The sequence below is a fragment of the Streptomyces mayteni genome, assembly GCF_054783955.1.
In genome coordinates this window covers 14,192-41,184 of the sequence record NZ_BAAGPR010000050.1, presented here as the reverse complement: position 1 = coordinate 41,184, position 26,993 = coordinate 14,192, and the positions used below count along the sequence as shown (strand labels likewise).

At 72.4% G+C, this 26,993-nt stretch carries 24 protein-coding genes, 2 pseudogenes and 1 riboswitch; of the genes and pseudogenes, 17 read left to right on the top strand and 9 right to left on the bottom strand.

The features are described 5' to 3' along the window. Positions 1-3: 3 nt before the first annotated feature. On the bottom strand, positions 4-1,419 hold the full coding sequence (locus ACYVPE_RS21870) for a cytochrome P450 family protein (protein ID WP_461035356.1): 1,416 nt from the start codon (positions 1,417-1,419) through the stop codon (positions 4-6). 224 nt (positions 1,420-1,643) lie between these two features. Here ACYVPE_RS21870 and ACYVPE_RS21865 point away from each other — a divergent pair, with 224 nt between their 5' ends. The 4 genes and pseudogenes from ACYVPE_RS21865 (at position 1,644) to ACYVPE_RS21850 (ending at position 5,087) form a co-directional block, all read left to right on the top strand. Then, on the top strand, positions 1,644-2,801 hold the full coding sequence (locus tag ACYVPE_RS21865; protein WP_461035355.1) for a glycoside hydrolase family 43 protein: 1,158 nt from the start codon (positions 1,644-1,646) through the stop codon (positions 2,799-2,801). 245 nt (positions 2,802-3,046) lie between these two features. Then, positions 3,047-3,286, top strand: a pseudogene (locus tag ACYVPE_RS21860) (type B 50S ribosomal protein L31); the annotation flags it as partial. Positions 3,287-3,372: 86 nt separating this feature from the next. Then, entirely contained in the window at positions 3,373-4,518 is a 1,146-nt protein-coding gene (locus ACYVPE_RS21855) for a CobW family GTP-binding protein (protein ID WP_461035354.1), read from the top strand. Positions 4,519-4,850: 332 nt separating this feature from the next. Continuing rightward, positions 4,851-5,087 carry a DUF397 domain-containing protein gene (locus ACYVPE_RS21850; protein ID WP_461035353.1) on the top strand — a complete coding sequence of 79 codons (237 nt, stop codon included), beginning with the start codon at positions 4,851-4,853 and terminating at the stop codon, positions 5,085-5,087. A 125-nt stretch (positions 5,088-5,212) separates the two neighbouring features. Here ACYVPE_RS21850 and ACYVPE_RS21845 read toward each other — a convergent pair whose 3' ends face one another. Beyond that, positions 5,213-5,734 carry an ATP-binding protein gene (locus ACYVPE_RS21845; RefSeq protein ID WP_461035352.1) on the bottom strand — a complete coding sequence of 174 codons (522 nt, stop codon included), beginning with the start codon at positions 5,732-5,734 and terminating at the stop codon, positions 5,213-5,215. A 377-nt stretch (positions 5,735-6,111) separates the two neighbouring features. Between ACYVPE_RS21845 and ACYVPE_RS21840 the strand changes: the two genes are divergently transcribed. Further along, entirely contained in the window at positions 6,112-6,951 is an 840-nt protein-coding gene (locus tag ACYVPE_RS21840; RefSeq protein WP_461035376.1) for a helix-turn-helix domain-containing protein, read from the top strand. 42 nt (positions 6,952-6,993) lie between these two features. Here the strand turns inward: ACYVPE_RS21840 and ACYVPE_RS21835 are convergent, their stop codons facing one another. Further along, positions 6,994-7,617: a PadR family transcriptional regulator gene (locus tag ACYVPE_RS21835; RefSeq protein ID WP_461035351.1), complete on the bottom strand. Its 624-nt coding sequence runs from the start codon at positions 7,615-7,617 to the stop codon at positions 6,994-6,996. Between the two features lie 149 nt (positions 7,618-7,766). Between ACYVPE_RS21835 and ACYVPE_RS21830 the strand changes: the two genes are divergently transcribed. Further along, entirely contained in the window at positions 7,767-8,783 is a 1,017-nt protein-coding gene (locus ACYVPE_RS21830) for an ATP-binding cassette domain-containing protein (protein WP_461035350.1), read from the top strand. Continuing rightward, positions 8,780-9,640, top strand: a pseudogene (locus ACYVPE_RS21825) (ABC transporter permease). Before ACYVPE_RS21830 ends, ACYVPE_RS21825 begins: the two are co-directional and overlap by 4 nt. A gap of 21 nt (positions 9,641-9,661) precedes the next feature. Here the strand turns inward: ACYVPE_RS21825 and ACYVPE_RS21820 are convergent. Together ACYVPE_RS21820 and ACYVPE_RS21815 are read right to left on the bottom strand one after the other, a co-directional pair. After that, the gene (locus ACYVPE_RS21820) at positions 9,662-10,351 is read right to left on the bottom strand and encodes a response regulator (RefSeq protein WP_461035349.1); all 690 of its coding nucleotides are present in this window, start codon (positions 10,349-10,351) and stop codon (positions 9,662-9,664) included. A 15-nt stretch (positions 10,352-10,366) separates the two neighbouring features. After that, positions 10,367-11,845, bottom strand: a complete 1,479-nt coding sequence (locus ACYVPE_RS21815) for a sensor histidine kinase (RefSeq protein WP_461035348.1) — start codon at positions 11,843-11,845, stop codon at positions 10,367-10,369. Positions 11,846-11,956: 111 nt separating this feature from the next. Here ACYVPE_RS21815 and ACYVPE_RS21810 point away from each other — a divergent pair, with 111 nt between their 5' ends. From ACYVPE_RS21810 to ACYVPE_RS21795, 4 genes are all read left to right on the top strand, one after another. Next, entirely contained in the window at positions 11,957-12,877 is a 921-nt protein-coding gene (locus ACYVPE_RS21810) for an ABC transporter ATP-binding protein (RefSeq protein WP_461035347.1), read from the top strand. Next, positions 12,874-13,617: an ABC transporter gene (locus tag ACYVPE_RS21805; protein ID WP_461035346.1), complete on the top strand. Its 744-nt coding sequence runs from the start codon at positions 12,874-12,876 to the stop codon at positions 13,615-13,617. The genes ACYVPE_RS21810 and ACYVPE_RS21805 overlap by 4 nt, the downstream gene beginning before the upstream one ends. A 90-nt stretch (positions 13,618-13,707) precedes the next feature. Beyond that, entirely contained in the window at positions 13,708-14,487 is a 780-nt protein-coding gene (locus ACYVPE_RS21800; protein WP_461035345.1) for a MerR family transcriptional regulator, read from the top strand. Positions 14,488-14,551: 64 nt separating this feature from the next. Then, positions 14,552-16,207: a threonine/serine exporter family protein gene (locus tag ACYVPE_RS21795; protein WP_461035344.1), complete on the top strand. Its 1,656-nt coding sequence runs from the start codon at positions 14,552-14,554 to the stop codon at positions 16,205-16,207. Positions 16,208-16,271: 64 nt separating this feature from the next. Here ACYVPE_RS21795 and ACYVPE_RS21790 read toward each other — a convergent pair whose 3' ends face one another. Together ACYVPE_RS21790 and ACYVPE_RS21785 are read right to left on the bottom strand one after the other, a co-directional pair. Then, positions 16,272-16,586, bottom strand: a complete 315-nt coding sequence (locus ACYVPE_RS21790; protein ID WP_461035343.1) for a DMT family transporter — start codon at positions 16,584-16,586, stop codon at positions 16,272-16,274. A gap of 14 nt (positions 16,587-16,600) precedes the next feature. Continuing rightward, positions 16,601-16,665: riboswitch (guanidine-III (ykkC-III) riboswitch) on the bottom strand. A 40-nt stretch (positions 16,666-16,705) separates the two neighbouring features. Next, a complete protein-coding gene (locus ACYVPE_RS21785; RefSeq protein ID WP_461035342.1) occupies positions 16,706-17,203 on the bottom strand; it encodes an inorganic diphosphatase in 498 nt (165 codons plus the stop codon). 85 nt (positions 17,204-17,288) lie between these two features. Between ACYVPE_RS21785 and dacB the strand changes: the two genes are divergently transcribed. The 6 genes from dacB (at position 17,289) to folE (ending at position 24,806) form a co-directional block, all read left to right on the top strand. After that, complete coding sequence (gene dacB, locus ACYVPE_RS21780) at positions 17,289-18,740, top strand: D-alanyl-D-alanine carboxypeptidase/D-alanyl-D-alanine endopeptidase (protein ID WP_461035341.1); 1,452 nt, start codon at positions 17,289-17,291, stop codon at positions 18,738-18,740. A gap of 66 nt (positions 18,741-18,806) precedes the next feature. After that, positions 18,807-19,931, top strand: coding sequence for a zinc-dependent metalloprotease (locus ACYVPE_RS21775; RefSeq protein ID WP_461035340.1), 1,125 nt, complete (start codon positions 18,807-18,809; stop codon positions 19,929-19,931). Between the two features lie 174 nt (positions 19,932-20,105). Beyond that, positions 20,106-21,269: a tRNA lysidine(34) synthetase TilS gene (gene tilS, locus ACYVPE_RS21770; RefSeq protein WP_461035339.1), complete on the top strand. Its 1,164-nt coding sequence runs from the start codon at positions 20,106-20,108 to the stop codon at positions 21,267-21,269. 55 nt (positions 21,270-21,324) lie between these two features. Further along, positions 21,325-21,915: a hypoxanthine phosphoribosyltransferase gene (gene hpt, locus ACYVPE_RS21765; RefSeq protein WP_461035338.1), complete on the top strand. Its 591-nt coding sequence runs from the start codon at positions 21,325-21,327 to the stop codon at positions 21,913-21,915. Positions 21,916-22,076: 161 nt separating this feature from the next. Continuing rightward, the gene (gene ftsH / locus ACYVPE_RS21760; protein WP_461035375.1) at positions 22,077-24,071 is read left to right on the top strand and encodes an ATP-dependent zinc metalloprotease FtsH; all 1,995 of its coding nucleotides are present in this window, start codon (positions 22,077-22,079) and stop codon (positions 24,069-24,071) included. 120 nt (positions 24,072-24,191) lie between these two features. After that, a complete protein-coding gene (gene folE, locus ACYVPE_RS21755; protein ID WP_461035337.1) occupies positions 24,192-24,806 on the top strand; it encodes a GTP cyclohydrolase I FolE in 615 nt (204 codons plus the stop codon). Positions 24,807-24,841: 35 nt separating this feature from the next. Here the strand turns inward: folE and ACYVPE_RS21750 are convergent, their stop codons facing one another. After that, a complete protein-coding gene (locus ACYVPE_RS21750) occupies positions 24,842-25,801 on the bottom strand; it encodes a hypothetical protein (protein ID WP_461035336.1) in 960 nt (319 codons plus the stop codon). 121 nt (positions 25,802-25,922) lie between these two features. Then, positions 25,923-26,930, bottom strand: a complete 1,008-nt coding sequence (locus ACYVPE_RS21745) for an ABC transporter substrate-binding protein (RefSeq protein WP_461035335.1) — start codon at positions 26,928-26,930, stop codon at positions 25,923-25,925. Positions 26,931-26,993: the final 63 nt, after the last annotated feature.

The window sequence follows — 26,993 nt, the reverse complement described above, 5'->3', positions numbered from 1 at the left end:
GGCCTACTCACCAGGTTGCCCGGAGACCAGGCTGGACAGGAAGCGCCACAGCCGGGACCGGCCGCCGGCCTCAGGCACCGGGGTCGGGGTCGGGGTCGGGGCTGGTCGGGCGTCCGGCTCGGCCGGTCCGCCGGTCTCGGGAAGCGGCGGCCGCGTCGTCAGGGGGCCGGCGCCTGGCAGGGTGCGGAAGCGGACGGGGAGCGACTTCACGCCGCGCGCGTACGGCGAGAGCCGCCACGGGATCTGGTCGGCCGGCAGCGTCAGTTCGAGCTCGCACCGGTCGAACAGCCGGCTCACCGCCGTGGTGGCCACCATCTCCGCCAACTCCTGGGCGGGGCACTGGTGTACGCCGGCGCCCCAGGCCAGGTGGGCCCGGCTGCTCTTGAGCGACCTGTCGTGGAGCGCCGCCGCGAAGAGCGGATCCCCGTGCGCCGCGGCCACCGAGGGCATCACCGGATCGCCCGCCGCGATCCGCCGGTCGCCGAGCACGACGTCCGAGACCGGGTAGCGCAGCGGCAGGTTGGCCCACGGCGGCGAGGCCATGTGCACCCGGTTGACCAACTCGTCGTAGGCGCCGTTCTCCAGGCTCTGCCACGCCTGGTCGCTGCCGGTCAGCACCTCGAGCGCGGTGTTGGTGATCGTCTGGCCGATGTAGTCGGAGTAGACGATGATCGCGTAGAGCTCGATGGCGATCTGCTCGGGCGTCAACTCCGGTGCGGCGGCGATGAGATGGCTGGTCAGGTCGTCGCTGGGGTGCTCACGCTTGTAGCGGGCGAGGTCGGTCGCGGCGGCGATCAGCCGCTTGATGGCCGCGCCCGCGTCGGGCGCGGAGTCGGCCATCCGCCAGGCGTCCATCACGATGTCGTCGCCCTGCTCGACGGGGAAGCCGAACAACCGGTTGATCACCATCAGCGGCAGCGGGCGGGTGAACTGCGGGGAGAGGTCGACGAACCCGGTGGAGCGGCCGTTGGCGAACACGGCGATCAGCTCGTCCGCGTAGCGCTCCACGGTGAGCCGCAGCTCCACCCCCTGCGGCCGGCCCGAGTCCTGGAAGGGATGCAGCGCCGCCTCCACGGCCGCGCGGGTGGTGCGGCGCCGCTCGTCGTCCTGGTGCAGCAGGTGGTCGACGCGGTAGCCGGCCAACATCGGCCAGTCGTCCGGGACCTGGCCCTCCTGGAGGGCGCGCCAGTGGGCCGCGTCCGCCTTCCACACGGACTCGTCCCGCAGCACCTCCATCACCTCGTGGTAGCCGACGACCAGCCACACCCTGACCCCGTACAGGTCGACCGGGGCCACCGCCCCGAACCGGTTCCGAAGCCGCTCGTAGACGAGCGCCGGCCGGGTCTCGTAGTCCCTGGTCATCAGGGGCTCCGCGGGCAGCGAGGCGAGCTCCGACGTGGTGGTGGTGTGCGGTTCCATGGCGCCGTTCCCTTGATCATCTCGTCAAGTGCCGGACAGCCTAACGGCCATACCTCTCGTAGCGGATGTTGCGTTCGATAACGACTCGGGCCGCTCCCGCCCGCGTTCTGCGGTGCGGCGGTTCGGCGGGATTCCTCCCTTGACCCGTTCCTGCGGCGTCCCTAACTTCCGCCGTGTCCGCAGTTCCGAAGTTCGTTCGAGATATCGAACTCACAGGAGCCGCCATGCCCCCCACCCCCACCCTGACGCGCGGCCGCCCGCGCCCGCGCGTCGCGTTGCTGATGGCGTTGGTCGTCGCCTGCGCGATGGCCCTGCTGGTGCAGAACGGCGGCCCGGCCGCCGCCGGCCAGCCCGCCACGGCCGACGCCCCCGTCGTCACCGCCGCGACCGCCGCGACCGCCGCGACCGCCGACGACGGCCCGCGGCCGACCGCCGCGTTCACCAACCCGATCGTCAGCCAGAACGGCGCCGACCCCTGGGTCACCTACTACCAGGGGCGCTACTACCACCTCGGCACCACCTGGGCCTCCCACTGGGAGATGCGCAGCGCCACCACCCTGGCCGGCCTGCGCAACGCGCCCCCGGTGACCGTCTACCGGGAGACCAACGCCAGCCGCTGCTGCAACTTCTGGGCCCCCGAGCTGCACCGGCTCAACGGTCCGAACGGCACCCGCTGGTACCTGACCTACAGCGCCGGCGTCGCCGCGAACATCGACAACCAGCACGTCCACGTGCTGGAGAGTGCCGGCGACGACCCGCTCGGCCCGTACACCTACCGGGGGCAGGTCGACCCGTACGGCGACAACCGCTGGATGATCGACAGCAGTTACCTGACCATGCCGGACGGCCGGCTCTACCTGCTGCACTCGTTCTGGGAGGGCGGAACCCAGAACCTGTACATCGCGCCGATGGCCAACCCGTGGACGGCGTCGGGACGCGGCGTCCGCATCTCGTCCCCGAACTACGCCTGGGAACGGTCGGGTTCCGGCGTCAACGAGGGGCCGGTGATCCTGCGGCGCAACGGCAGGACGTTCCTCGTCTACTCGGCGTCGCACTGCAACACGCCCGACTACAAGTTGGGGATGCTGGAGTTGGTCGGCTCCGACCCGATGAACGCCGCGTCCTGGCGGAAGTTCGCGAACCCGGTCTTCCAGCGGAACGACGCGGCCGGCGTCTACGGGCCGGGCCACAACGGGTTCTTCACCTCGCCGAACGGCGCCGAGACGTGGATCGTCTACCACGCCAACTCCTCGGCCTCCGACGGCTGCGGCGGCACCCGCACCACCCGCGCCCAGCGCATCTCGTGGAACGCGGACGGCACGCCGAACTTCGGCACTCCGGTGGGCAACGGAGTCTCGCTGACCGGCCCCGCCGGCGAGTAACCGCGGCCCCACCACCCGGCGCCTTCCCCCTCCCGGCCGCCCCACCGCCCGACGGTGGGGCGGCCGACGCGCGCCTCCGTCCGAACGCGCGGCGGTGTGATCCTCTTCTTAATGAAAATGGTTTCCGTTTCGGTAGACTGGAAGTCGCTTCCGTGGATCCACCGGCGCGGATCGGGTACCCGTAGCCAGCCCGGTGCCCGCGAGCGCGGTGCTGAACATGAGGAACGTGGGAAGAGAGGTCAGCCATGAAGTCCGGAACACACCCCGAATACCGGCCCGTCGTCTTCCGTGACCGGACCGCCGGGTACGCGTTCCTGACCCGCTCGACCGCGGACAGTAACCAGACCATCGAGTGGGACGACGGCCACACCTATCCGGTGGTCGACGTGGAGACCTCCTCGGCGAGCCACCCCTTCTACACCGGCAGTCGACGCGTGGTCGACACCGCCGGCCGGGTGGAGCGGTTCGAGCGCCGGTACGGCCGTAAGAACGACACGAGCGACACGGGCGACGGGAACCACGGGAACGGCGGGAACCACGACACCCGCGAGAACGAGGGCGAGGAGAGCTGATGTTGCCGGTCGTCATCGTCGGCGGACTGCACGCCGACGCCCGCCGCACCGCCGTGCGGCGGCTGCTCACGGGGGTGCCGGGCAGCGTGGCCCTGCACCACGACCTGACCGGAGCGGCGTCCACCGGCACGGTGACCCGCCTGGTGCGGGACGCCGGGGCCACGCTGAGCTCCGGCGAGACCCCGCTGGTCAACGACTGTGCCTGCTGCGCGCTGCGCGAGGACCTGGTGCCCGAGCTGCTGCGGCTGGCGGACGACGACCGGTGCCGCCTCGCGGTGGTCGAGCTGTGGGACTCGGTCGAGGCGCGGTCCATGGTCGAGGTGATCGCCACCCACGGGGCCGGCCGGCTGCTGGTCACGGGCGTGCTCACCGCCGTCGACCCGGCGCTGGTGCTGCCGTACCTCGCCAACGGCGACGACCTGTCCGAGGTCGGCCTCGCCACCGCCAGGACCGACCAGCGGACGGTCGCGGACACCTGGGCGCGGCAGTTGGAGTACGCGCCGACGCTGGCGCTGGTCGGCGGCGACCAGCCGGCCGACGACCTGGACCGGGCGCTGCTCACGCAGTTGCACCCCACGGCCAGGCGGGTGCTGGTCGCGGATCCGGAGTTCCCGCGGTACGCGGCGTCCGGCTTCGACGTCGAGTCGGCGGCCGCCCGCCAGCACCCGGCGAGCGCGCTGCTGCCGCAGGAGGCGGAGGACGCGGGCGTCAGCACGCTGGTGTGGCGGCACCGCCGGCCTTTCCACCCGGAGCGGCTGTACACGGCGTTGGAGGAGCTGACGTGCGCCGCGCCGCGCAGCCGGGGCCGGTTCTGGCTGGCCGACCGGCCCGACACGCTGCTCTCCTGGGACGCGGCGGGTGGTGCGCTCTGCGTCGACAACGTCGGGCCGTGGCTCGCCGCGGTGCCGGACGCCGCCTGGGAGATGGCGCCTGCGGTCCGCCGGGTGGCGGCCGCGATCGACTGGGACGAGGAGGTCGGGGATCGGGTGCAGCACCTGGTCTTCACGGCGCCGGGACTGGATCGGGAGGGGCTGCGGGCGCGGCTGCGGTCCTGTCTGCTGACGGACTCCGAGTACGCGGGCGGCCGGGCGGCGTGGCGGGAGCTCGCCTCGGCGTTCGACGAACTGCTCGACCCGGTGTCCTGACGCCGACCCGTGAGGTGACGTACGTCGTTGCGACCGTCGAGTCCGCGACGGGAACGCGAGGCGTGACGCACCTCACGGGGCACGCGCGCCGTACTCGTTCGCTTCCCCTGCGCTGTACCGATTTCCGGCGGATGTGATGGAACCGGATGCGGGCCCGCGTCGTCTCATCCTTGGCACGGACCAATGAGTTGTGACGGGCTGGCGACAGCCCGTCGTGCACGTGCATTCGCGCGTGCATATGCAATTGAACGACGTTAGTATCTGGGTCAGTTGAGTCTCATGTTGACGCGTGAGGCTCTTGTTGCATCACGAGCACGACCCGGGAGAGTCCAGTGCCCGACGCGTACAACGGCATTGCCGCGCACGAACTCCGGGACGTGGTGTGGCTCAAGAGCAGCCACAGCAACTCCCAGGGGACCTGCGCGGAGTTCGCGAAGTTGCCCAGTGGGGACGTTGCCGTTCGCAACTCCCGTTTTCCCGAAGGGCCGGCCCTGGTCTACACGCCGGCCGAAGTCGAGGCGCTGCTGCGCGGCGTCAAGGACGGCGAGTTCGACCACCTGATCGCGTGAGCGCGTGATCGGTCGACTCGACCGCCGAACGACCGTGACCGGCCGGCCGATTGGCCGCCGGTCTCGGATCTTGGTTCTTTGGTTCTCTGGTCCTGGTCTTGGACTTGGTCCTGGTTCGCCGCGGGTCAGTCGGTCTGGAAGACGGCCCAGACGACCTTGCCGCGACCGCTGGTCAGCATCCGCCAGCCCCAGCCGTCGCTGAAACACTCCACGAGGTGCAGCCCGCGCCCCGACTCCGCCGAGCCGTCCATGCCGCCTGGCTGGCTCGTCCTCGGCAGGGCGCCGCTCGGGTCCTGGACCGCGCATATCAACCGCCGTGCGCAGCGCATCAGTTCGAGCTCGACCAGCGGTCGGGAGACGGTCACGGCCGCGGCCGGTTGACCGGTCGACTGGGACGGGACGCCGCCGCCAGAACCGGCGGTCGGCCGCGGGCCGACGCCGTGCCGCAGGGCGTTGGTGACCAGCTCGGAGACGACGAGGCCGACCGAGTCGAAGTGCTCGGGTATCCGCCAGCCCATCAGCGTGCTGCGGGTGAACTCCCGTGCCCGGCGCACCGATTCGGGGCGCTGGGTGAGACCGAGGGTGGCCGTGCCGGAGAGCGTGCGCAGGTCTACGGGCGGAAAGGGTTGCCCTAACTGGTCCAGCATGGGCGTTCCTCTGGTCCCCATGGCGCGGCACTCCTGGCGTTGCGGCGGCGGCACTGCTGTCGTCGGGGGCCGACGTCGAGTCCGGTCCTCCGAACCCCGCCAGACGCGGTTGAGCGCGGCAGGGCCAAGCTGACGCACCGGTTCCCAGCGCGTAGGACTCATGCTTCCCAAGGCTTACGGCAAATGCAAGGGCAGATGCACGTGCACGAAAAAATTTGATGGACTGTAATCATGCGCACACCGAATGAGACTCATTCGTGGCAGACTTCTGCGGTCGGAGGTGGAGGGCAGTGAGTCTCATGAGTTCTCAACGGATGGCGGAGGGCACCGGCGCGGCCACCGGGGTCGCCAACCCTCCCGAGGCCGCGGATGGCTCGATGGTGCGTCGGATTCTGCTCGGCTCACAGCTGCGCCGGCTTCGCGAGGCGTGTGGGGTCACCCGTGAGGAGGCCGGCTACTCGATCCGGGCCTCGGAGTCCAAGATCAGCCGGATGGAGCTGGGGCGCGTCAGCGTGAAGCCGCGCGACGTCGCCGATCTTCTCACGCTGTACGGAGTGACCGACGACGCCGAGCGCGAGCCCCTGCTCGGCCTCGCCCGCTCCTCGGGTCAGGCGGGGTGGTGGCACAGTTACAACGACGTGCTGCCGAGCTGGTTCCAGACCTACATCGGCCTCGAAGCGGCGGCGGAACGCATCTCCACCTACGAACTCCAGTTCGTACACGGCCTGTTGCAGACCGAGGCGTACGCGCACGCCGTGGTGGTCGGCGGGCACAAGGGGCGGCTGCCGCGGTCCGAGGTGGACCGGCGGATCGCGCTGCGGCTGGCCCGCCAGAAGCTGCTGGTGTCGGAGAACGCGCCGCACCTGCACTGCGTCCTCGACGAGTCGGCGCTGCGCCGGCACCACGGCGGGCGCGAGGTGATGGCCGAACAGCTCACCTCGCTGCTGGAGTTCGCGGAGTACCCGAACGTCACCCTGCAGGTGGTGCCCTTCGCCCAGGGCGGGCACGTGGCCGAGTCGGGCGCCTTCACGCTGTTGCGCTTCGCGGAGCGGGAGCTGTCGGACCTGATCTACCTGGAGCAGCTGACCGGCGCGCTGTACCTGGACAAGCGCGAGGAGGTCGCGGCCTACCAGGTGGTGCTCGACCGGCTCGCCGAGTTCGCGCTCAGCCCGGACGGCACCCGGGATCTCCTCGCGGAGATGCGCCGCATCCTCTGAACCGCGGGCCCCTGAACCAGAGCCCGGTGCGTCCTACGCGTCCTACGCGTCCTGCGCGAAGGGGTTCTTCACGTCGGGCGGCAGCACCTCGACGCTGCGCTCGCCCTCGCCCGCCATCACGTAGGCGCCGCCCCGCAGCCGGTCGATGAGCCCACGGGTCCACTCGGCCTGGCTGTGCGAGTTGTGTACCCACAGCCGCATGACCTCGCCGATGTGCCCCCACTCGGCCGGCGTGTTCCCCGGTGGCGCCCAGTGCTTCTCGACCTCCTCGCGCCAGCCCTCGAGCGCGGCCACCCGTTCGCTCAGCAGCTCGATCGCCTCGTCGCGGGGGAGGTCGACGATGAAGCCCACGCCGGCGGTGAGCAGATCGATGCGCTGGTCGTGGGCGCGCAGCGACTCCCGCAACAGCTCCAGATAGGTGTCCTCGCCGGCGTCGGTCAGCTCGTACTCGGTGCGCGGCGGGCCGCCGGCGGGGCTGGGGGCCATCTCGTGCGCGATCAGCAGGCCCTGCCTGGCCATCTGTTTGAGGGCGTGGTAGATCGACCCGGGCTTGGCGTTCGACCACTCGTGCGCGCCCCAGAACTCCAGGTCGTTGCGCACCTGGTAGCCGTGCGTCCGGCCGTGCTGGCGCACCGCGCCGAGCACCAGGAGCCGAATGGCCGACATCCGCTGCCGCCTTCCCCTTGCATTCCGTGCTGATCAGTGTCCTGGGGCGCAGTCTCTCACCGCGTGACTAATCAAGTTTGACTAGCTGGAGAAGGGGAAGTTACCCTCGGCCGCTCTCGCTCATCAAATGTGACTACCGGGAGGCGTGCGTGTCCGATCACGCGATCCTGACCGAGGACCTGACCAAGATCTACCGCCGCACCAAGGAGACCAAGACGGCGCTGGCCGGGCTCGACCTCGCCGTCGAGCGCGGCACCGTGCACGGCGTGCTCGGCCCCAACGGCGCCGGCAAGACCACCGCCGTCCGCATCCTCACCACCCTGCTACGGCCCACCGGCGGCCGCGCCGTGGTGGCCGGCCACGACGTGACCCGCCAGCCGGACGAGGTCCGCTACCGGATCGGGCTGCTCGGCCAGCACGCCGCGCTCGACGAGGAGCTGAGCGGCCGGCAGAACCTCGAACTCTTCGGCCGGCTCTACCACCTCGGCGGCCGCGGCGCGGCCGGCCGCGCCACCGAACTGCTGGCACGCTTCGGCCTCGCCGACACCGGAAGCCGCGCCGTCCGCCAGTACAGCGGCGGCATGCGCCGCCGGCTCGACCTGGCCGCCAGCCTGATCACCCGACCCGAGGTCCTCTTCCTCGACGAGCCGACCACCGGCCTCGACTCACGCGGCCGCACCGAGGTGTGGAACGCCGTCCGCACCCTCGCCGACGGTGGCACCACCGTGCTGCTCACCACCCAGTACCTGGAGGAGGCCGATCAACTCGCCGACCGCATCTCGGTGATCGACCGCGGCCGCCGGATCGCCGAGGGCACCGCCGACGAGCTCAAGGCCCGGATCGGCGCCGACCACATCGACGTGGTGGTGCGGAACCGGGCACGGCTGGCCGAGGCCGCCTCGGTGGTCGGCATGGCCGCCGGCGCCGCCGAGACCCACACCGACCCGGACCGCCGGCTGGTCAGCGCGCCCGTCACCAACCGGATGGCCGCCCTGGCCGAGACCGTGCGCGCCCTGACCGCCGCCGCCATCGACGCCGAGGACATCGCCCTCCGCCGGCCCACCCTCGACGAGGTCTTCCTCCACCTGACCGGGGACAGCCCCGGCGACCCCGCCGCCGACGGCACGCCCGGCGACGCCCGCGACCACTCGGAGGTCTCCGCATGACCACGACGGCCACCCCCGTCGCACCCCCGACGGGCCGGCTGAGCCGCGCCCTCGTCGACTCCGCCACCATGACCCGCCGCGGGCTGGCCCACTGAGCCCGCCAACCCGGCGCCCTCGCCACCGGGTTGGTCTTCCCGGTGATGATGCTGGTGATGTTCGCCCACTTCCTCGGCGGCGGCATGGCCGTCGAGGGCGGCGCCTCCGGTGACGACACCGACTACCTCGTGCCCGGAATGCTGGCGCTCACCATGGCCTTCGGCCTGGAGTCGACCATGGTCGCCCTCACCCAGGACATCAACCGCGGCATCCTCGACCGCTTCCGCTCGATGCCGATAGCTCCCTCCTCCGTGTTGGTCGGCCGCAGCCTGCTCGACATGCTCGAGTCGACCGCCGGCCTGCTGGTGATGATCGGCGCCGGCCTCACCATCGGCTGGCGCTGGCACGGCACCCCGGCCGAGGCGCTGGCCGCCGTGGGCCTGCTCCTGCTGCTCCGCTTCGCCATGCTCTGGGTCGGCATCTACCTGGGCCTGGTCGCCGGCGGCCCGAGATGGTGCAGGCCGTGCAGATCCTCGTCTGGCCGGTCGGCTTCCTCTCCAACGCCTTCACCTCACCGGACACCATGCCCGGCTGGATCGGCGCCATCGCCATGGGGGCACCTCCCAGGCCGCCATGCCTGGGGGAGGAACCCGATGTCCGCCACCGCGGGCGCGGTGCGCGACCTCTTCGGCAACCCCGGCTGGTCCGGCGACAGCTGGGCCGCCACCCACCCCGTCCCGCTTGCCGTCGCCTGGCCCCTGCTCCTCCTCGCTCTCTGCGCCCCACTGGCCATGCGGCGCTTCTCCCGACTGAACGACTAGCCCCCGGACCGGGCCCGGCGCTCAACCACCCGCCCGGCCCCCGGCCCCGCCGGGGGCCGAGGGGTCCGCCACCAGACCGGCCTCGTACGCGACGATCGCCGCCCGCACCCGATTGCGCACCCCGAGCCGGATCAGGACCGCGCTGACATAGGCCTTGATCGTGCCCTCCACCAGATGCAGCCGCCGCCCGATCTCCGCGTTGGACAGGCCGGCCCCGATCAGCGCCAGCACCTCCCGCTCCCGCTCGCTCAACCCGGCCACCCGCTCCCGCGCCCGGTCCCGCGCGATCGTCCCCTGCCGCAGCTCGCCGATCACCCGGCGGGTGACCCGGGGCGACAGGCACGCGCCGCCCTCCGCCACGGCGTGCACCCCCGCGATCAGCTCCCGCGGATCGGACGCCTTCAACAGGAAGCCGGCGGCACCGAGATCCAACGCCCGGGTGATGTAGTCGTCCTGGCCGAACGTGGTGAGCATGATCACCCCGGTCTCCGGCACCTGCTCCCGCAGGTGCCGCAGCGCCGTCAGCCCGTCGGAACCCGGCATCCGGATGTCCAACAGCGCCACGCCCGGCCGGTGCCGGCGGGCCAACTCCACCGCCTCCCTGCCGTCCGCCGCCTCCGCCACCACCTCGATCGCCGGATCGGCGGCCAGGATCCCGCGGATCCCCGCGCGGATCATCGCCTCGTCATCGGCGATCAGGACCCGAACCATCTCGCGCACCCCCCATCAGTCGCCACGCCGCAGCGTGTCCTTCGCTACCAACACCCCGTCCTCGTAGCACAGCCGGAACATCGTCTCCGAGATGTCTAGCAGGCTGTGCCCGGCCCGGTAGTACTCGCAGCTGGCCCCGGACGGTATGGGCGGCTCGGCCAGCACCGGCGGTGGCGCGCTGATCGAGTGCGGCAGCACGGACGCGAACTCCGACCGCTCCTGCCCGAGCCGCAGCCCGTCGAACTCGGCCGGCGCCAGGGACGTCCGCGTCACCGAGATCGCGTAGACGGTGAACAACCCCACCAGCAGGGCGAACCCGAGCCCGAACGGCAGGGCCGACGACCGCAGCAGATCCCGCCGAGCCCGCCGCTGTGCCGCCACCATCTCGGTCGGCCGGGCCGCCCACCCGGACGGCGCCGACGCGCCCTCCGGCGGAGTGCGCGGCAGCCGCGCGACGACCTCGAAGCCCGCCCCCAGCCGCCCGGCCCGCAACGTGCCGCCGGCCAGCCGCACCCGCTCGTCGAGACTGATCAGGCCCGTGCCGCTGCCGACCGGTGCGGGACCGGCCTCGGCGTCGGCCGGCGAACCCGTGTCGGTCACCCCGACGACCGACTCGGACTCCGAGTGGGCCACCCGGACGGATATGCGCGACCCCGGCGCGTGCTTGACCGCGTTGGTCAGCGCCTCCTGCACCACCCGCCGCGCCGCGTGCCGCAGGACCGGGGTGCCCCACTCCCTGGGCCCGCCCTCCTCGCACAACTCGACCGACACCCCGGAGCGCCGCGCCCGCTCCACCAGATCGGGGATCTCGTCTCCGGTCGGCTCCTCGCCCTGCCCGAGCAGCCCGATCACCTCGTGCAGCCGCTCCGTGGCCGCCACCGAGCCCTCGCGCAACCGCGTGGCCATCGCCCGCTGCCCCTCGCTCAGGCCGGGCGACAGCTCGAGCCCCCCGGCCGTCAGAGCCATGAGGCTCAGCTCGTGACCCAACGAGTCGTGCATGTCCTGCGCGATCCTGGCCCGCTCGCGCAGCCTGGCCTGCTCCGCCGCCTGCTCCGCGCGCTCCCAGCCCGCGCGCATCAGCGCGGCACGCTGCCGCCACCAGGTGCCGGCCCACCACGGCAGCATCGCCGTGCCGAACTGGGTGAAGAGGATGACGATCCAGCCGCTGAGGTCGCCGTCGGCCACGGCGACCACCAACCCGACGTTGGCCGCGGCGATGAAGGCGTACTGCGCCCGCCACAGCTGGGTCATGTGCCGCCCGGCCAGGAGACTGAGCAGGACCGCGGCGCTCAGCGGCGATCCCGGACTCACCCCGCCCACCACGACGAAGACCCCGAGCACCCCGGCGGCCGTCAGCCCCAGCGCCGGCGCCCGGCGGCTGATCGCCGCGCCCAGCACTATCGTCCCCGCCGCCGCCAGCGTCGGCAGTGGGCGGGCGCCCTCTGTGTCGAGCGCCATCGGGGTGAGGAGGATCAGTACAAACCAGGGCTTCATGGCCGGCACGCTAACAACGAGCCGTCGCTCTGCGTAACTGACGAAAGTCAGGTGATTCTCCTGACGATCGACAGCAGCGCCGCACCACGCCCCGTTCCTAGCCTCGGCGACATGATCAGCATGCGTCACCTCACCAAGAGACACGGAGCGAGAACGGCGGTCGAAGCCCTCTCGCTGGAGATCGGGCCCGGTCGCGTCACCGGCTTCCTCGGCCCCAACGGCGCGGGGAAGTCCACCACGATGCGGATCGTGATGGGCCTCGACGCCCCCACCTCGGGCCGGGCCCTGGTCAACGGCCGCCCCTACGCGGAGCTACGCCACCCGCTGCGCGAGGCCGGCGCCCTGCTCGACCCCCGCTCCGCGCACCCGGGGCGCTCCGCGCGCGCCCACCTGGTGGGCATGGCCCGCAGCAACGGCATCCCGAGGGCCAGGGTCGCGGCGGTGCTCGACACGGTCGGGCTGGCGGCCGTGGCCGACCGCCGCGTCGGCTCCTTCTCCCTCGGCATGCGCCAGCGCCTCGGCATCGCCGCCGCCCTGCTCGGCGACCCGCCGGTGCTGCTGCTCGACGAGCCGGTCAACGGCCTCGACCCGGACGGGGTGCGCTGGCTGCGCCGGTTGATCCGCTCGCTCGCCGCCGAGGGCCGCACGGTCTTCCTGTCCAGCCATCTGATGAGCGAGATGCAGGACACGGCCGACCACGTGGCGGTGATCGGGCGCGGCCGCCTCATCGCGGACGAGCCCATCGCCAGCCTCATCGAGCGCGGCTCGGAGAACGCGATCCGGATCCGCAGCCCACGCCTCGGCGACCTGCTCCCCCACCTGGCCGGGGCGGGGCTCACCGTGCGCCAGCCGGACGGCGGGGGCGGCGACGAGATCCTGGTCCTCGGCGGCACCCTGGCCGAGATAGGCGACCTCGCCTTCCGACACGGGGTGCCCGTCCACGAGCTCGGCGAGCGCCGCGCGTCCATCGAGGAGGCCTACCTGGAGTTGACCGAGAACAGCGTCGAGTACGGGGAGCGTGAGTCGCGATGAGGGGGGCCGTCGCCTTCGAGTGGACCAAGCTGTGGAGCGTGCGCTCCACCTGGTGGAGCCTGGTGGCCGCCGGGCTGCTCACCGCCGCCGCCTCCGTCGTGGTCGGCATGTCGGCCTTCGCCAGCGCGGAGAACGGGTTCGACACCGCAAGGCCGGCACCGCACACGGTGGCCGACGCGCTGATGGTCGCCCAGCTCGCCGTCGTCGTGCTGGCCACCCTGGCCGTCACCGGCGAGTACGCCAGCGGATCCATCCGCACCACGCTGCAGAGCGTCCCGGTCCGCTGGCGCCTGCTACTCGGGAAGGCGGCCGTGGTCGCGGCGGTGGCGGCGGCGCTCGGCGTGCTGCTCGGCCTCCTCGGCACGGCCTGCGCCGCCCCCGTGATGCGGGAGTACGGCGCGTTCACGGCCGCCGACGCGGCGGCGGCCGCGGCGGGCGCCGGCGGCTATCTGGCCGCGCTGGCCCTGCTGGCCATAGGCGTCGGCACCATGTTGCGCAGCGCGGCGGGCGCGATCACCGGCCTGGTCCTGTTGCAGCTGGCCGTGCCCCAGTTGCTGCGCGCGATAGGCGCCAGGTGGTTGGAGGGCGTCGCCGACCACCTGCCGTCGAGCGCCGGTGTGGTGCTGATCACCCGGGACCACGAGCCCTACGGGGCGGGGATCGCGGTCGCCGTGCTGCTGGCCTGGTCCGCGGCGGCGCTGGCGGCGGGATACGCGGTGCTGCGCGCCCGGGACGCGTAGCGGCCGGCGCCGGGCTCGCCCCGCACGCCGGCTTGCACCTCACGCCGCGTGATGGCGCACCGTGGTGGGGGAACGCGAAAGGAGACGGACGTGAGCTATTCGGTGGGACAGGTCGCCGGGTTCGCTCGGGTCACGGTGCGGCTGCTGCACCACTACGACGAGGTCGGGCTGCTGGTGCCGGGCGAGCGCACCCCGGCCGGGCACCGCAGATACGTGGACGCCGACCTCGACCGGCTGCAGTGGATCCTCTTCTACCGGGAGCTGGGCTTCCCGCTGGAGGAGATCGCCGTCCTGCTGGACGACCCGGAGGCGAACCCCCAGGAACACCTGCGCCGCCAGCACGCGCTGCTGACCGAGCGGATCGAGCGGCTGCGCGCCATGGCCACGTCCGTCGAACGAGCCATGGAGGCACGGAAGATGGGCATCAACCTCACCCCCGAGGAGCGGTTCGAGGTCTTCGGCGAATCCGAGCCCGAGCAGTACGCCGACGAGGCCGAGCGGCGTTGGGGCGACACCGAGGCGTACCGGGAGTCCCAGCGCCGGGCGGCGAGCTATCGAAAGGAGGACTGGCAGCGGATCAAGGCCGAGGGCGACGAGCTGAACGCCCGCCTCGTCGCCCTGCTGGAGGCCGGTGCGGCGGCCGAGTCGGCCGAGGCGATGGCCGCGGCCGAGGAGCACCGGCTCCAGATCTCGCGGCACTTCTACGAGTGCGGCCACGAGATGCACACCGCCCTCGCCGAGATGTACGTCGCGGACGAGCGCTTCACCCGCAACATCGACGCCCTGCGGCCCGGTCTCGCCCGCTTCCTGCGGGCCGCCATCCTGGCCAACGCGGCCCGCCACACCGGCCGGGCGAATCCCCAGGAATGACCCTATGCTGCGGCGGGGGCCTTCCGGAGGGCCCCACCCGGCGTAGTGAGGAGCGGGATCGGTCGTGGGCGGCGAGGAAGCGGTGGACCAGGAGTCGAACTCCGGGTTCGCGGTCCCCGAGGGGCTCGAGCTGCCCGTTCCCGAGGGCGACCACCCCAGCTCGGAGTTCGCGGTCCCGGTAGGGCTCGAGCTGTCCGCCGCCGAGGGCGACCATCCGACGTCGGAGTTCGCCGTCCCCGAGGGGTTCGCCCCGCCGCGCGGTGCCGGCCCCGGCCTGACGGGCACCCCGGCCCAGGGGATAGCTCGGGTGGCCGGCCTCGAGGCCGGTCGCGGCACCTACTGGCAGGACCGCATGCGGAGCATGGTCCGGCTGCCGCTGGCCGAGCGGCCGGCCCCGGAGTACGTGCCACGCGAGGAGGGCGAGGCGCCGCTCGCCGTGCCCCGGGTGCTCGACCTGACGCTGCGCATCGGGGAGCTGCTGCTCGCCGGCGGCGAGGGCGCGGAGGACGTCGAGGCCGCGATGTTCGGGGTGGTGCACGCCTACGGCCTCGACCGATGCGACGCCACCGTCACGTTCACCCTGATCGAGATCACCCACCAGCCGTCGCTGGTCGACGCGCCGGTGTCGCTCAGCCGCACCGTCCGCCGGCGCGGCACCGACTACACCCGGCTGGCCGCCGTCTTCCAGCTGGTGGACGACATCTCCTCCGGCGAGGTCACGCTGGAGGAGGCGTACGGCCGGCTGGCCACCATCCGGCGGAACCGGCACCCGTTCACCAAGTGGCAGCTCACCATCGCCAGCGGCCTGCTGGCCGGCGCCGCCAGCACCCTGGTCGGCGGCAACTGGCAGGTCTTCCTGCTCGCCGCCCTCGGCGCGATGGTCGGCGACCGGCTGGCCTGGCTGGCCGCCAGCCGCGGCCTGCCGGAGTTCTACCAGTTCGCCGCGTCCGCGATGGCGCCCGCGCTGGTGGGCGTCGGCTGGGCGGCCAGCCACACCTCCGGCTCCGGGGAGATCCAGGCCGCGGCCATGGTCACCGGCGGCCTGTTCGCGGTGATCCCCGGGCGGGCCCTGGTCGCCGGCGTCCAGGACGGCCTCACCGGCTACTACCTCACCGCCTCGGCCCGCCTGCTCGAGGTGGTCTACCTCAGCGTCGGCATCGTCTGCGGGGTGATCGCCGTCCTCTACATGGGCGAGACCTCGGGCGTGAGCCTGGAGCCCGACGTGGTCCAGCGCGAGACGCGCCCCGCCGTCCAACTGGCCGCCGCGCTGCTGCTGTCGCTCACCTTCTGCGTGCTGCTCCAGCAGGCCCGCCACACCATCGTCCCCGCCACCCTCAACGGCGGCATCGCCTGGCTGATCTACGGCGCCATGCACGACACGGCCGGCCTCTCGCCGTTCGCCGCCACCGCCGTCGGCGCGGGCATGGTCGGCCTGTTCGGCCAGCTCGAGTCCCGCTACCGGTTCACCTCGTCACTGCCGTACGTCACGGCGGCGATCGGCCCGCTGCTGCCGGGTGGCGCCGTCTACCTCGGCCTGCTCGGCTTCGCCCAGGGCAACGTGGACGCCGGCATCCAGAACCTGCTCACCGCGATCACGCTGGCGCTCGCCATCGCCGTCGGAGTGAACCTGGGCAGCGAGATGGCCCGGTTGTTCATCGGAACCCCCGGGCTCATCACGCCGATCGGCCGCCGCGGCGCCAAGCGCACCCGCGGCTTCTGAGCACCCGCCGGGCCCCAGGAAGGCCCGGCCAGGAACCGCCGGGCCAGGAAGGCCCGGCCAGGGATCAGTGGGCCAGCTTGAGGCCGATCACACAGCCGACGATGCCGGCCAGCAGCGCCACCCGCAGCAGCGAAGCCGACTCACCACCGAACACCATCCCGTAGCCGGCGGTGAGCACGGCACCGATGCCCACCCAGATCGCGTACCCCGTGCCCACCGGCACGGAGCGCAGGGCCAGCGCGAGACCGGTCATCGACAGCGCCAGGCCGACCGCGAAGACCGCGGTCGGCAGCGGCTTGGAGAATCCGTCGGACTTGCCGAGCGCCGTCGCCCAGACGGCCTCGAGCACTCCGGACACGATCAGCAGAATCCACGCCATGACAGACACGACTCCCCGCGCCGTCTTGTCGTGGGGCTGGGTACGGCGCACCTCGTCCAGGAGCCGGTCCGGGCTCTGCCTTCAGCGTCTCACAGCCGGCCCGGCGGGTGCGTCGTGCCTCAGTGGTGGCCCTCGCCCGCCTCCGCGGCCCGCTTGTACGACGCCTCGATCTCGGCCTCGGCCTCGGCGCGGCCCACCCAGTTGGCGCCCTCGACCGACTTGCCGGGCTCCAGGTCCTTGTAGACCTCGAAGAAGTGCTGGATCTCGAGCCGGTCGAACTCGCTGACGTGGTGGATGTCGCGCAGGTGCTCCATCCGCGGGTCGGACGCCGGCACGCACAGCAGCTTGTCGTCGCCGCCGGCCTCGTCCCGCATCCGGAACATGCCGATCGTCCGGCACCGGATCAGACAGCCGGGGAAGGTGGGCTCGTCGAGCAGCACCAGCGCGTCCAGCGGGTCGCCGTCCTCCCCGAGGGTTCCCTCGACGAAGCCGTAGTCGGCCGGGTAGACCGTCGAGGTGAAGAGGTGGCGGTCCAGACGGATGCGTCCGCTCTTGTGATCCACCTCGTACTTGTTCCGCGAACCCTTCGGAATCTCGATGGTGACGTCGAACTCCACTGAGGGACTCCTTAACCGATCTATGCACGCGACAGGTGGTTAAGTGTCCCTCACGGGGGTGTCTGCTCGCGAAAGGGGCTGGTCCGTGGTGCACAGGGCGGCGGAGACGCTTGCGGTGGTGCGACGGTTCCTCCGTGACAACCTCCGTGCCCACCAGGCCACCTGGCGCCTCGTCATCGCCGCCGGCACGGCCGGTCTCGCGGTGGCCGCGCTGGTGGTCGCCCTCGCCGGCCCCTGGGACTCGGGCAAGCGTTCGGCCGAGCACGACCAGGCGACCGCCGGCGACGAGCGGCGCGCGGAGGCCGAGCGGATCGCCGGCACCGTCCCCGGGGCGCAGCCGGTGCTTGTGCCGCTGGACGGCGAGGGCACCGGGCCGGCCGCCGAGGTGGTGGAGCGGGTGCTCGGCCCGCTGCTGCGGGGCTCCGCGCTCGGCGAGGACGTCGGGGTCGCCGTCATCGACCTGGAGTCCGGCGACTCGCTCTACGCCGACCAGGCCGGCACCAGCCGGACGCCGGCCTCCACCGTCAAGATCCTCACCGGCGTCGCCGCCCTCGACGCGCTCGGCCCTGACCACCGGCTCGCCACCACGGTCCGCTGGGACGAGGAGGCCGGGAGCGTCGTCCTGGTCGGCGGCGGCGACCCCACCCTCACCGCCGACGACCTGACCGACCTCGCCAGGAGCACCGTCGGTGCCCTCGCCGACCGGGGCGTGGACGCGGCGCGGGTCGGCTACGACGTCTCCCTCTACCCGCGCGAGCAGCGTCACCCCATCGGAGTAAACGACAACATCGCGATCATCACCCCGCTCCAGCTCAACGAGGGCCGTCTCGACGACAGCACCAGCGGCCCGGCGCCCCGCGCCGACAACCCGGCGGCCGACGCCGCCGACGCCTTCGCCGACGCCCTGCGGGACGCCGGGCTCGACGTCGAGGGCGGCGAGCCGAAGCGCGGCGACGCCCCCGACGACGCCGACGAGTTGGCCGCCCACCGCTCCGCGCCCCTGTCGGCGCTGGTCGAGCGGATGCTGACGAACAGCGACAACGACCTGGCCGAGGCGCTGGCCAGGCACACCGCACTCGCCGGCGACCAGCCCGCCGACTTCCGCGGCGCGAGCCGCGCCGTCCACGCCAGGCTCGACGGGCTCGGGCTGCCGCTCGACGGCGCCCGCCTGGTCGACGCCAGCGGCCTCGACCGGGAGGGCCGGGTCACCGCCGACCTGCTGACCCGCGCCCTCGCGGTCGCGGCCGACCCGGAGCGGCCCGAGCTGCGGACCGCCCTCACCGGCCTGCCGGTGGCCGGCTTCTCCGGCACGCTGGCCGGCCGGTACGACGCGGGCGAGTCCGGCGTCGGCGGCGCCGGCGTGGTGCGCGCCAAGACCGGCACCCTCACCGGGGTCAACAGCCTTGCCGGCACGGTCGCCACGAGCGACGGCCGGGTGCTGGCCTTCGCCTTCCTCGCCTCCGACACCCGGGACCCGGCCGCGGCCGAGTCGGCACTCGACGAGGCCGCCGCCGCCCTCGCCGGCCTGGCCCACTGACGCCTGGCCCGCCCGCCGCCCCTGGGCCGCTAGCCCTGGGGTGAGGGGCGCCGTACCGTGGGGGGCATGACGTCACTCGGCGGTACCGACCTGGTCGACTGGAAGCTGGCGGTCTCCACCGCGACCCGCGTGCTGCGGCCGGGCCCCGAGGTGAGTCGGGAGGAGGCCCGTTCGGTCGTCGCCGAGCTGCGCCGGCACGCCGTCTCCTCCGAGCGCCACGTGCGGGAGTTCACCGCGCTCGACTCCGGTGGCGTCGACACGCCGGTGCTCGTCGTGGACCGGCCCGGCTGGGTGCGGGCCAACGTGGCCGGGTTCCGCGAGGTGCTCGGGCCGCTGATGTCCCGGATGCGGGAGCGCCGCGCCGCGGTGCCCGGCGGCACCGCGCTCACCGCCATGGGCAGCAAGGTCACCGGCGTCGAGGTCGGCATGCTGCTGGCGTTCCTCTCCTCCCGGGTGCTCGGCCAGTACGAGACCTTCGCGCCCGCCGGCCCGGACCTGCCGGGCCCCGGTGCCGGCCGGCTGCTGCTCGTCGCGCCCAACATCGTCCACGTCGAGCGCGAACTCGACGTCCACCCCCACGACTTCCGGCTCTGGGTCTGCCTGCACGAGGAGACCCACCGCACCCAGTTCACCGCGGTGCCGTGGCTCCGCGACCACCTGGAGAGCGAGATCCAGGCGTTCCTCGTCGAGGCGGACGTGGACCCGGCCACCCTGGTGGAGCGGCTGCGGCGGGCCGCCCAGTCGGTGGGCGGCCGGGGCGCGGAGGAGGCCGCGGAGGCGGCGGAGCGCGCCGGCGGGCCCAGCATCGTCGACCTGGTGCAGACCCCGCGTCAGCGGGAGATCCTGGACCGGCTCACCGCCGTGATGTCGCTGATCGAGGGGCACGCGGACTACGTGATGGACGGCGTGGGGCCGGCCGTGGTGCCGTCCGTCGCCGAGATCCGCGAGAAGTTCACCAAGCGTCGGCAGGCCGGCGCCGGCCGGCTCGACCGGGCGCTGCGCCGGCTGCTCGGCCTCGACGCCAAGCTGCGGCAGTACCGGGACGGCGAGCGGTTCGTCCGCACCGTGGTCGAGGCCGGCGGCATGGCCGGCTTCAACCGGGTCTGGACCTCGCCGAACACGCTGCCCACCAAGGAGGAGATCTCCCACCCGGAGCGGTGGCTGGCCAGGGTCGGCCCCGGCCCCGCCTAGTCCGAGCCGCCGGCCAAACGCCCCAAAATCACCCGTACGAGGGACCGTGGCGGCAATGCCGGGCGTGCGATGCTCGGGTAACAGACCTTCTCTGTCACCATTTACGCACTCAGCGTGACAGCACTCGGTGTGACAGTACTTCCCGAGCACCCCGCAGAAAGAAGTGATTCGGATATGGGTCCCCACCCCTCGGTCGCCGCGATACGCCTGGCGGTCCGCCGCGTGCTTCACGACATCCTGAACGAGGCCGCCAAGGCCGACACCGATCACGACCAGGCCGATCACCTCAAGGCCGAACATCACAAGGCCGATCACCACAAGGCCGACAGCGCCGACAACGCCCGCAGCGCCGACGAGGCCCCCCGCCCCTCGTCCGCCGGCCGCCCCTCCCGCTTCCCCCAGCCCCTCGTGCTGGTGGCCTGCTCCGGCGGCGCCGACTCCATGGCCCTCGCCTCCGCCCTCGCCTTCGAGGCCCCGAAGGCCGGCGTCCGCGCCGGCGGCGTCACCGTCGACCACGGCCTCCAGCCCGGCTCCGACCTCCGCGCCACCGAGGTCGCCGAGCGGCTCTCCTCCCTCGGCCTCGACCCGGTGGACGTCGTCCCGGTGGACGTGGGCCGCGCCGGCGGCCCCGAGGCGGCCGCCCGCAGCGCCCGCTACGCCGCCCTCGACACCACGGCCGAGCGCCACCGCGCCGCGGCCGTGCTCCTCGGCCACACCCGCGACGACCAGGCGGAGACCGTGCTCCTCGGCCTGGCCCGCGGCTCGGGCACCCGCTCGCTCGCCGGCATGGCCGCCGTCTCAGGCAGCCTCTCCGGCGCCCAGGGCACCGCCCTCCGCTACCGGCGCCCGTTCCTCGGCATCGACCGGCAGACCACCCGCAAGGCCTGCCTCGTGCAGTCGCTCCCCGTCTGGGACGACCCGCACAACACCGACCCGTCCTACACCCGCTCCCGCGTCCGCCACGAGGCGCTGCCCGCCCTGGAGAAGGCGCTCGGCCGCGGCGTGGTCGAGGCCCTGGCCCGCACCGCGCTGCTCTCCAGGGACGACGCCGACGCCCTCGACGCCTGGGCGGAGGGCGCCCACCGGGCGGCCACCCGCCCCGACGGCGCGCTCGGCGTGGCGGAGTTGAGCGCCCTGCCGCCCGCCGTGCGGCGCCGGGTGCTGCGCCGGGCGGCCATCGCGGCCGGCTCGCCCCCGGGCTCGCTCTTCGCCCGGCACATCGAGGAGACCGACCGGCTGATCACGGCGTGGCGGGGCCAGCGTCCGCTGAATCTGCCGGGCCGCGTCGAGGCCAGCAGGCAGGGTGGCAGACTGGTGATCCAGCAGGCGAGTCAGTAGGCGAGTCGAGGGGCGAGTTTCGGCACGGACCTGCGGCCAGCGGAGCCAGACCCGGATGAGCGGGAAGAGCCGGAAGAGAGCAGTGGCGCGGGTGCGAGAGACGGACCTGGGGGCCGACCTGGAGTCGGTGCTCATCACCAAGGAACAGATCGATGCCAAGCTCCGGGAGCTGGCCGCCAGGATCGACGCCGAGTACGCCGGGAAGGAACTCCTCCTGGTGGGGGTCCTCAAGGGTGCCGTGATGGTCATGGCGGACCTCGCACGGACCCTGTCGTCGCCGGTCACCATGGACTGGATGGCGGTGTCGTCCTACGGCGCCGGCACCCAGTCCTCCGGCGTGGTGCGGATCCTCAAGGACCTGGACACCGACATCAAGGGCCGGCACGTGCTGATCGTCGAGGACATCATCGACTCAGGACTCACCCTCTCCTGGCTGCTGTCGAACCTCGGCTCGCGGGAGCCGGCCTCGATCCGCGTCTGCACGCTGCTGCGCAAGCCGGACGCGGCCAAGGTCGACATCGAGGTGGAGTGGGTCGGTTTCGACATCCCCAACGAGTTCGTGGTGGGATACGGCCTCGACTACGCGGAGAAGTACCGCAATCTGCCCTTCGTCGGAACGCTGGCCCCGCACGTCTACAGCTCCTAGCGGGGTAGTGCCGGGCGGGGCCGGAACGCAGGGGATGGCCGGGAACACCGGTTCATCCCCTACCGTTGGATGAAGACAAGGACACCGCACGCACAGCAGATCCCTTCCGGGCGCTGTGCCTAGATGTGGCAGGAGGGACGGGGCCTCGCCGCCCCGTATGGATAGACGTGAAGCGCTATTTCCGTGGGCCAGTGATGTGGATCGTGCTGGCCGTCCTCGCCGTAATTCTGCTGATGCAGGTGTTCAGCTCCTCCGAGGGCTACAAGAAGGTGGACACCGGCGAGGTCGTACAGGCGATCAGCCAGAATCATGTGAAGTCCGCCGAGCTCACCACCGGCGACGAGAACATGATCCGGATCGAGCTCGAGAACGGCCGGGAGATCGAGGGCAGCTCCCGCGTCCAGGCCAGCTACATCGACGGGCAGGGCGAGAACCTCGCCTCGATGCTCCAGTCGAAGTACCAGGACGGCCAGCTGACGGACGGGTACACCGTCTCGCCGAAGTCGCAGAACCCGTTCGTGGGCATGCTGCTTTCCATCCTGCCGTTCCTGTTGATCATCATCGTGTTCCTGTTCCTGATGAATCAGATGCAGGGCGGCGGCTCGCGGGTGATGAACTTCGGCAAGTCCAAGGCCAAGCTGATCACCAAGGACACGCCGAAGACCACCTTCGCCGACGTGGCCGGATCCGACGAGGCCGTGGAGGAGCTCCAGGAGATCAAGGAATTCCTCCAGGAGCCCGCGAAGTTCCAGGCCGTCGGCGCCAAGATCCCCAAGGGCGTCCTGCTCTACGGCCCGCCCGGCACCGGTAAGACGCTGCTGGCCCGCGCCGTGGCCGGCGAGGCTGGCGTCCCGTTCTACTCCATCTCCGGATCCGACTTCGTCGAGATGTTCGTCGGCGTCGGCGCCTCCCGGGTCCGCGACCTGTTCGAGCAGGCCAAGGCCAACGCGCCGGCCATCGTCTTCGTGGACGAGATCGACGCCGTCGGCCGGCACCGCGGCGCCGGCATGGGCGGCGGGCACGACGAGCGCGAGCAGACGCTGAACCAGCTGCTGGTCGAGATGGACGGCTTCGACGTCAAGGGCGGCGTGATCCTGATCGCCGCCACCAACCGGCCGGACATCCTGGACCCGGCGCTGCTGCGTCCCGGCCGCTTCGACCGGCAGATCGCGGTGGACCGTCCGGACATGCAGGGCCGGCTGGAGATCCTCAAGGTGCACCAGAAGGGCAAGCCGGTCGCCCCGGACGTCGACCTGTCGGCCGTCGCCCGGCGCACCCCCGGCTTCACCGGCGCCGATCTGAACAACGTGCTCAACGAGGCGGCGCTGCTCGCCGCCCGGGGCAACGCGAAGTCGATCGACAACAAGTTCCTGGACGAGGCCATCGACCGGGTGGTCGCCGGCCCGCAGAAGCGCACCCGGATCATGAGCCAGAAGGAGAAGATGATCACCGCGTACCACGAGGGCGGGCACGCCCTGGTCGCGGCGGCCTCTCCCAACAGCGACCCGGTGCACAAGGTGACGATCCTCTCCCGCGGCCGCGCCCTGGGCTACACCATGGTGCTGCCCGAGGAGGACAAGTACTCCACCACGCGGAACGAGATGCTCGACCGGCTGGCCTACATGATGGGCGGCCGGGCGGCCGAGGAGCTCGTCTTCCACGACCCGACCACCGGCGCAGGCGACGACATCGAGAAGGCCACCGCCACCGCGCGGGCGATGGTCACCCAGTTCGGCATGACCGAGCGGCTCGGCGCCATCAAGTTCGGCACCGACAGCTCCGAGCCCTTCCTCGGCAAGGACATGGGCCACCAGCGCGACTACTCGGAGGAGGTCGCCGGCGTGGTCGACGGTGAGGTCAAGACGCTCATCGAGACCGCGCACAACGAGGCGTGGGAGATCCTGGTGGAGAACCGGGACGTGCTCGACAACCTGGTGCTGGCGCTGCTCGAGCGGGAGACCCTCAACAAGGAGGACCTCGCCGAGATCTTCGCCGGCGTCGTGAAGCGCCCGGCCCGCCCGGCGTGGACGGGGTCCAACCGGCGCACGCCGTCCACCCGGCCGCCGGTCACCTTCCCGGTGAAGGAGATCAACCTGGCCAACGGGAGCCTGGAGAAGGCCGTGCCCCCGCTGGAGGACCAGCGCACCGAGGACTGATCCGGGGTTCTTCGCCGGCTGGTCCCGGAATGTCCGTCCGCGCCCCTCACGTTCTATGGTGAGGGGCGCGGACGTGTGCGGAGCCACGGTGCGCGTCGTGATCAAGGAACGAGGAACGCTATGACCGACCCGGTGACACTGCCGGACCAGTCCGGGCCTGGGCCGATCGGCGAGTTCGACGAGAAGCGCGCCGAGAGTGCCATCCGCGAACTGCTGATCGCGGTCGGCGAGGACCCGGACCGGGAGGGGCTGCGGGACACCCCGGCGCGGGTGGCGCGGGCCTACCGGGAGATATTCGCGGGCCTCTGGCAGCGCCCCGAGGACGTGCTGACGACCACGTTCGACCTTGGGCACGACGAGATGGTGCTGGTCAAGGACATCGAGGTGCTGTCGTCCTGCGAGCACCACCTGGTGCCCTTCGTGGGCTACGCGCACATCGGCTACATCCCGGCGGCCAGCGGGAAGATCACCGGCCTCTCCAAGCTGGCGCGGCTGGTGGACGTGTTCGCCCGCCGGCCGCAGGTGCAGGAGCGGCTCACCACCCAGATCGCCGACTCGCTGATGCGGATCCTGGAGCCGCGCGGGGTGATCGTGGTGGTGGAGTGCGAGCACATGTGCATGACGATGCGCGGGGTGCGGAAGCCCGGGGCCAAGACGACCACCTCGGCGGTGCGGGGCCAGCTACGGGACGCGGCGACGCGGGCCGAGGCGATGAGCCTGATCCTGGCCCGCTGACGGGCTCGGCCGCTGGCCGGTGGCCCGGAGTCGCGTCAGCGGCTCTCGCGGGCCTCGTCAAGCGCGCTGGCCGGCTCGCGCTCGGGGGCGGTGTCGCCCTCGGGCTCGTCGTGCGCCGGCGTGCGGCGGGTCCCGGCCTTGGCCGGGGCGGCCGGCGAGCCGAAGAAGTTGAACCGGGAGCCGCCCGCGTCGGCCTGGCGGGGGCTACCGCCCTGCGCCGGGAGCGCCGGGACCTCCCGGCGCTCGCGCTGCCAGCGCTCCTCCCGCCGGCTGAGCGCCGGCGCGTTCGAGGAGTCGCGCTCCGGCTCGGCCGCCGGACGCGCCGACGTCTCCTCCGCAGCCGTCTCCTCGGCCGACGTCTCCTCCGCGGCCTTCTCCTCCGCGGCCGACGCCGCCGGCAGCTCGGCCGCGGCCGTGGGCACGGCCTCGCGCTGGCGGGCGGCGCTCCGGGAGAGCCGGCCGAGCGCCTCGTACGCCTGGAGGTAGGTGAGCCGGGTCGGGGCGCCGGCGGCCGTGCGGTGGTCGGTGGGCTCGGAGGTCAGCTCCCTGGCCGGCTCCGAGGCCTCCAGGGCCAGCCGCCTGCGGCCTTCGAGGGCCCTGGCCCGCTCGCTCTCCGCGGTGGCGTAGCGGCGCAGCAGGTCGGCGTGCTCCGAGCGCAGCCGGCCGAGGTCGGCCCGCTTGCCGCGGATCTTGTCCTCCAGCTGGCTCACCAGCTCCTGGGCCTCTTCGAGCTCGGCCTGCCGCTCGTCGACCTGCCAGCTCATCCCCGCCTTCGCCGCCCGCTCCCGGGCGACCGTCCGCCCCGCCTCCAGGTCCCAGCGGCGGAGCAGCGCCGACGCCGTCACCGCGGCGAACGCGGCGACGGTCGCCAGCGCGCTGGCCGCCGTGCCGCCGAGCACCCAGGCGAGCGCCGCGCACAGCAGCGCGGAGCCGCCGAGAGCGGAAGGGATCAACACCCGGTGCAGTGCCGCGTTACGGTGACGTCCACGTGCCATGGTCGAAACTTACCGTGACGCGGACGACCCGTGGGAGGGCACCCGGCGGGTTGTGGCCGGCCGGTTACCTCGCGGATTCTCCGGCCGGCGCGCTGATCCCCCAACCACCTGCGGCGATGGGTCAGTTGGTGATCAGACCCCGATCGGCGAGATAGTCGCCCGCGACGTCCTCGGCCGTGCGGCGCTCCGAGTCGACCTGCCGGTTGAGCTCGATCAGGTCGTCGGTGGTGAGGGTTTCGGTCAGGCGGCCGAGGGCCGCGGCGATCTCCTCGTCGCCCGCGCTCTCGGAGTTGAGGACCGGGAGCAGGTTGTCGGCGAGTTGGAGGTTCAGGTCGTCCTCCAGCAGTACCAGGCCGAACTGGTCGAGCGTGGCGTCGGTGGTGGTGGTCAGCACCATGTCGTCCTGGCCGTCCGCCACGGCCTGCTTGGCCTGGACGGTGCCGACGCCGCGCGGGTCGATCTCGGTGATGTCGATGCCGTAGGTCTCCTCGAGACCCGGTTGGCAGAAGGGGCGTTCGGCGCACTCGTCGCCGGCCGCGAGCCGGATCGGCAGCCCGGACTCGCCGAGGTCGGAGAGGGTGGTCAGGTCGTGCTCGGCGGCGAACTCCTCGCTGACGGCGAACGCGTTCTGGTCCGCGGCCTCGCCGGCGTCCAGCACGGTGAGGCCGCGCGGCTCGGCGAGTTCGCGCAGCGCCGCGACGGTCGCGTCGACGTCGGAGCTCGCCACCGGCTCGGCGTCCGGGCCGTTGGTCTGGGCGTTGAGGAACTCGGTCAGCGTGGCGGCGTACTCGGGCACGATGTCGATGCCGCCGCTCTCCAGCTCCGGCTGGTAGATCTCGCGGCTGTCCACGGTGGTGACGGTGGTCGAGTAGCCGGCGTCCGCGAGGATCCCCGCGTAGAGCTCGGCCATGATGGTGGCCTCGGTGAAGTTGGCGCCGCCGATGGTCAGCGAGCCGCCGGCGTCGCTGCCGCTCTGCTCGCCGCCGCCTCCGCCTCCGCCGCTGTCACCCTCGGATTCGAGGCTGTCGCCGCCGCAGGCGGCCAGGGACAGGGTGAGGGCGAGGGCGGCGATGCCGCCGACGCCGAGTCGGCTGGCACGGGTGCGGGCGCGCTTGGTGGTCGCGGTCACGGGGTCTCCCTCGTTCGGGTTATTCGACGACTTCGGTGGCTCAGACGGCGTCTGTGGCGCCTG

What these genes read in the sequence shown, in the direction of transcription:
- folE (WP_461035337.1), top strand. Translation starts at nt 24,192, where the DNA reads ATGACCGACCCGGTGACACTGCCGGACCAGTCCGGGCCTGGGCCGATC.
- ACYVPE_RS21810 (WP_461035347.1), top strand. Translation starts at nt 11,957, where the DNA reads ATGATCAGCATGCGTCACCTCACCAAGAGACACGGAGCGAGAACGGCG.
- ACYVPE_RS21845 (WP_461035352.1), bottom strand. Translation starts at nt 5,734, where the DNA reads ATGCTGGACCAGTTAGGGCAACCCTTTCCGCCCGTAGACCTGCGCACG.
- ACYVPE_RS21750 (WP_461035336.1), bottom strand. Translation starts at nt 25,801, where the DNA reads ATGGCACGTGGACGTCACCGTAACGCGGCACTGCACCGGGTGTTGATC.
- ACYVPE_RS21840 (WP_461035376.1), top strand. Translation starts at nt 6,112, where the DNA reads ATGGTGCGTCGGATTCTGCTCGGCTCACAGCTGCGCCGGCTTCGCGAG.
- ACYVPE_RS21775 (WP_461035340.1), top strand. Translation starts at nt 18,807, where the DNA reads ATGACGTCACTCGGCGGTACCGACCTGGTCGACTGGAAGCTGGCGGTC.
- ACYVPE_RS21870 (WP_461035356.1), bottom strand. Translation starts at nt 1,419, where the DNA reads ATGGAACCGCACACCACCACCACGTCGGAGCTCGCCTCGCTGCCCGCG.
- hpt (WP_461035338.1), top strand. Translation starts at nt 21,325, where the DNA reads ATGAGCGGGAAGAGCCGGAAGAGAGCAGTGGCGCGGGTGCGAGAGACG.
- ACYVPE_RS21815 (WP_461035348.1), bottom strand. Translation starts at nt 11,845, where the DNA reads ATGAAGCCCTGGTTTGTACTGATCCTCCTCACCCCGATGGCGCTCGAC.
- tilS (WP_461035339.1), top strand. Translation starts at nt 20,106, where the DNA reads ATGGGTCCCCACCCCTCGGTCGCCGCGATACGCCTGGCGGTCCGCCGC.
- ACYVPE_RS21820 (WP_461035349.1), bottom strand. Translation starts at nt 10,351, where the DNA reads ATGGTTCGGGTCCTGATCGCCGATGACGAGGCGATGATCCGCGCGGGG.
- ACYVPE_RS21865 (WP_461035355.1), top strand. Translation starts at nt 1,644, where the DNA reads ATGCCCCCCACCCCCACCCTGACGCGCGGCCGCCCGCGCCCGCGCGTC.
- ACYVPE_RS21790 (WP_461035343.1), bottom strand. Translation starts at nt 16,586, where the DNA reads ATGGCGTGGATTCTGCTGATCGTGTCCGGAGTGCTCGAGGCCGTCTGG.
- ACYVPE_RS21835 (WP_461035351.1), bottom strand. Translation starts at nt 7,617, where the DNA reads ATGTCGGCCATTCGGCTCCTGGTGCTCGGCGCGGTGCGCCAGCACGGC.
- ACYVPE_RS21855 (WP_461035354.1), top strand. Translation starts at nt 3,373, where the DNA reads ATGTTGCCGGTCGTCATCGTCGGCGGACTGCACGCCGACGCCCGCCGC.
- ACYVPE_RS21805 (WP_461035346.1), top strand. Translation starts at nt 12,874, where the DNA reads ATGAGGGGGGCCGTCGCCTTCGAGTGGACCAAGCTGTGGAGCGTGCGC.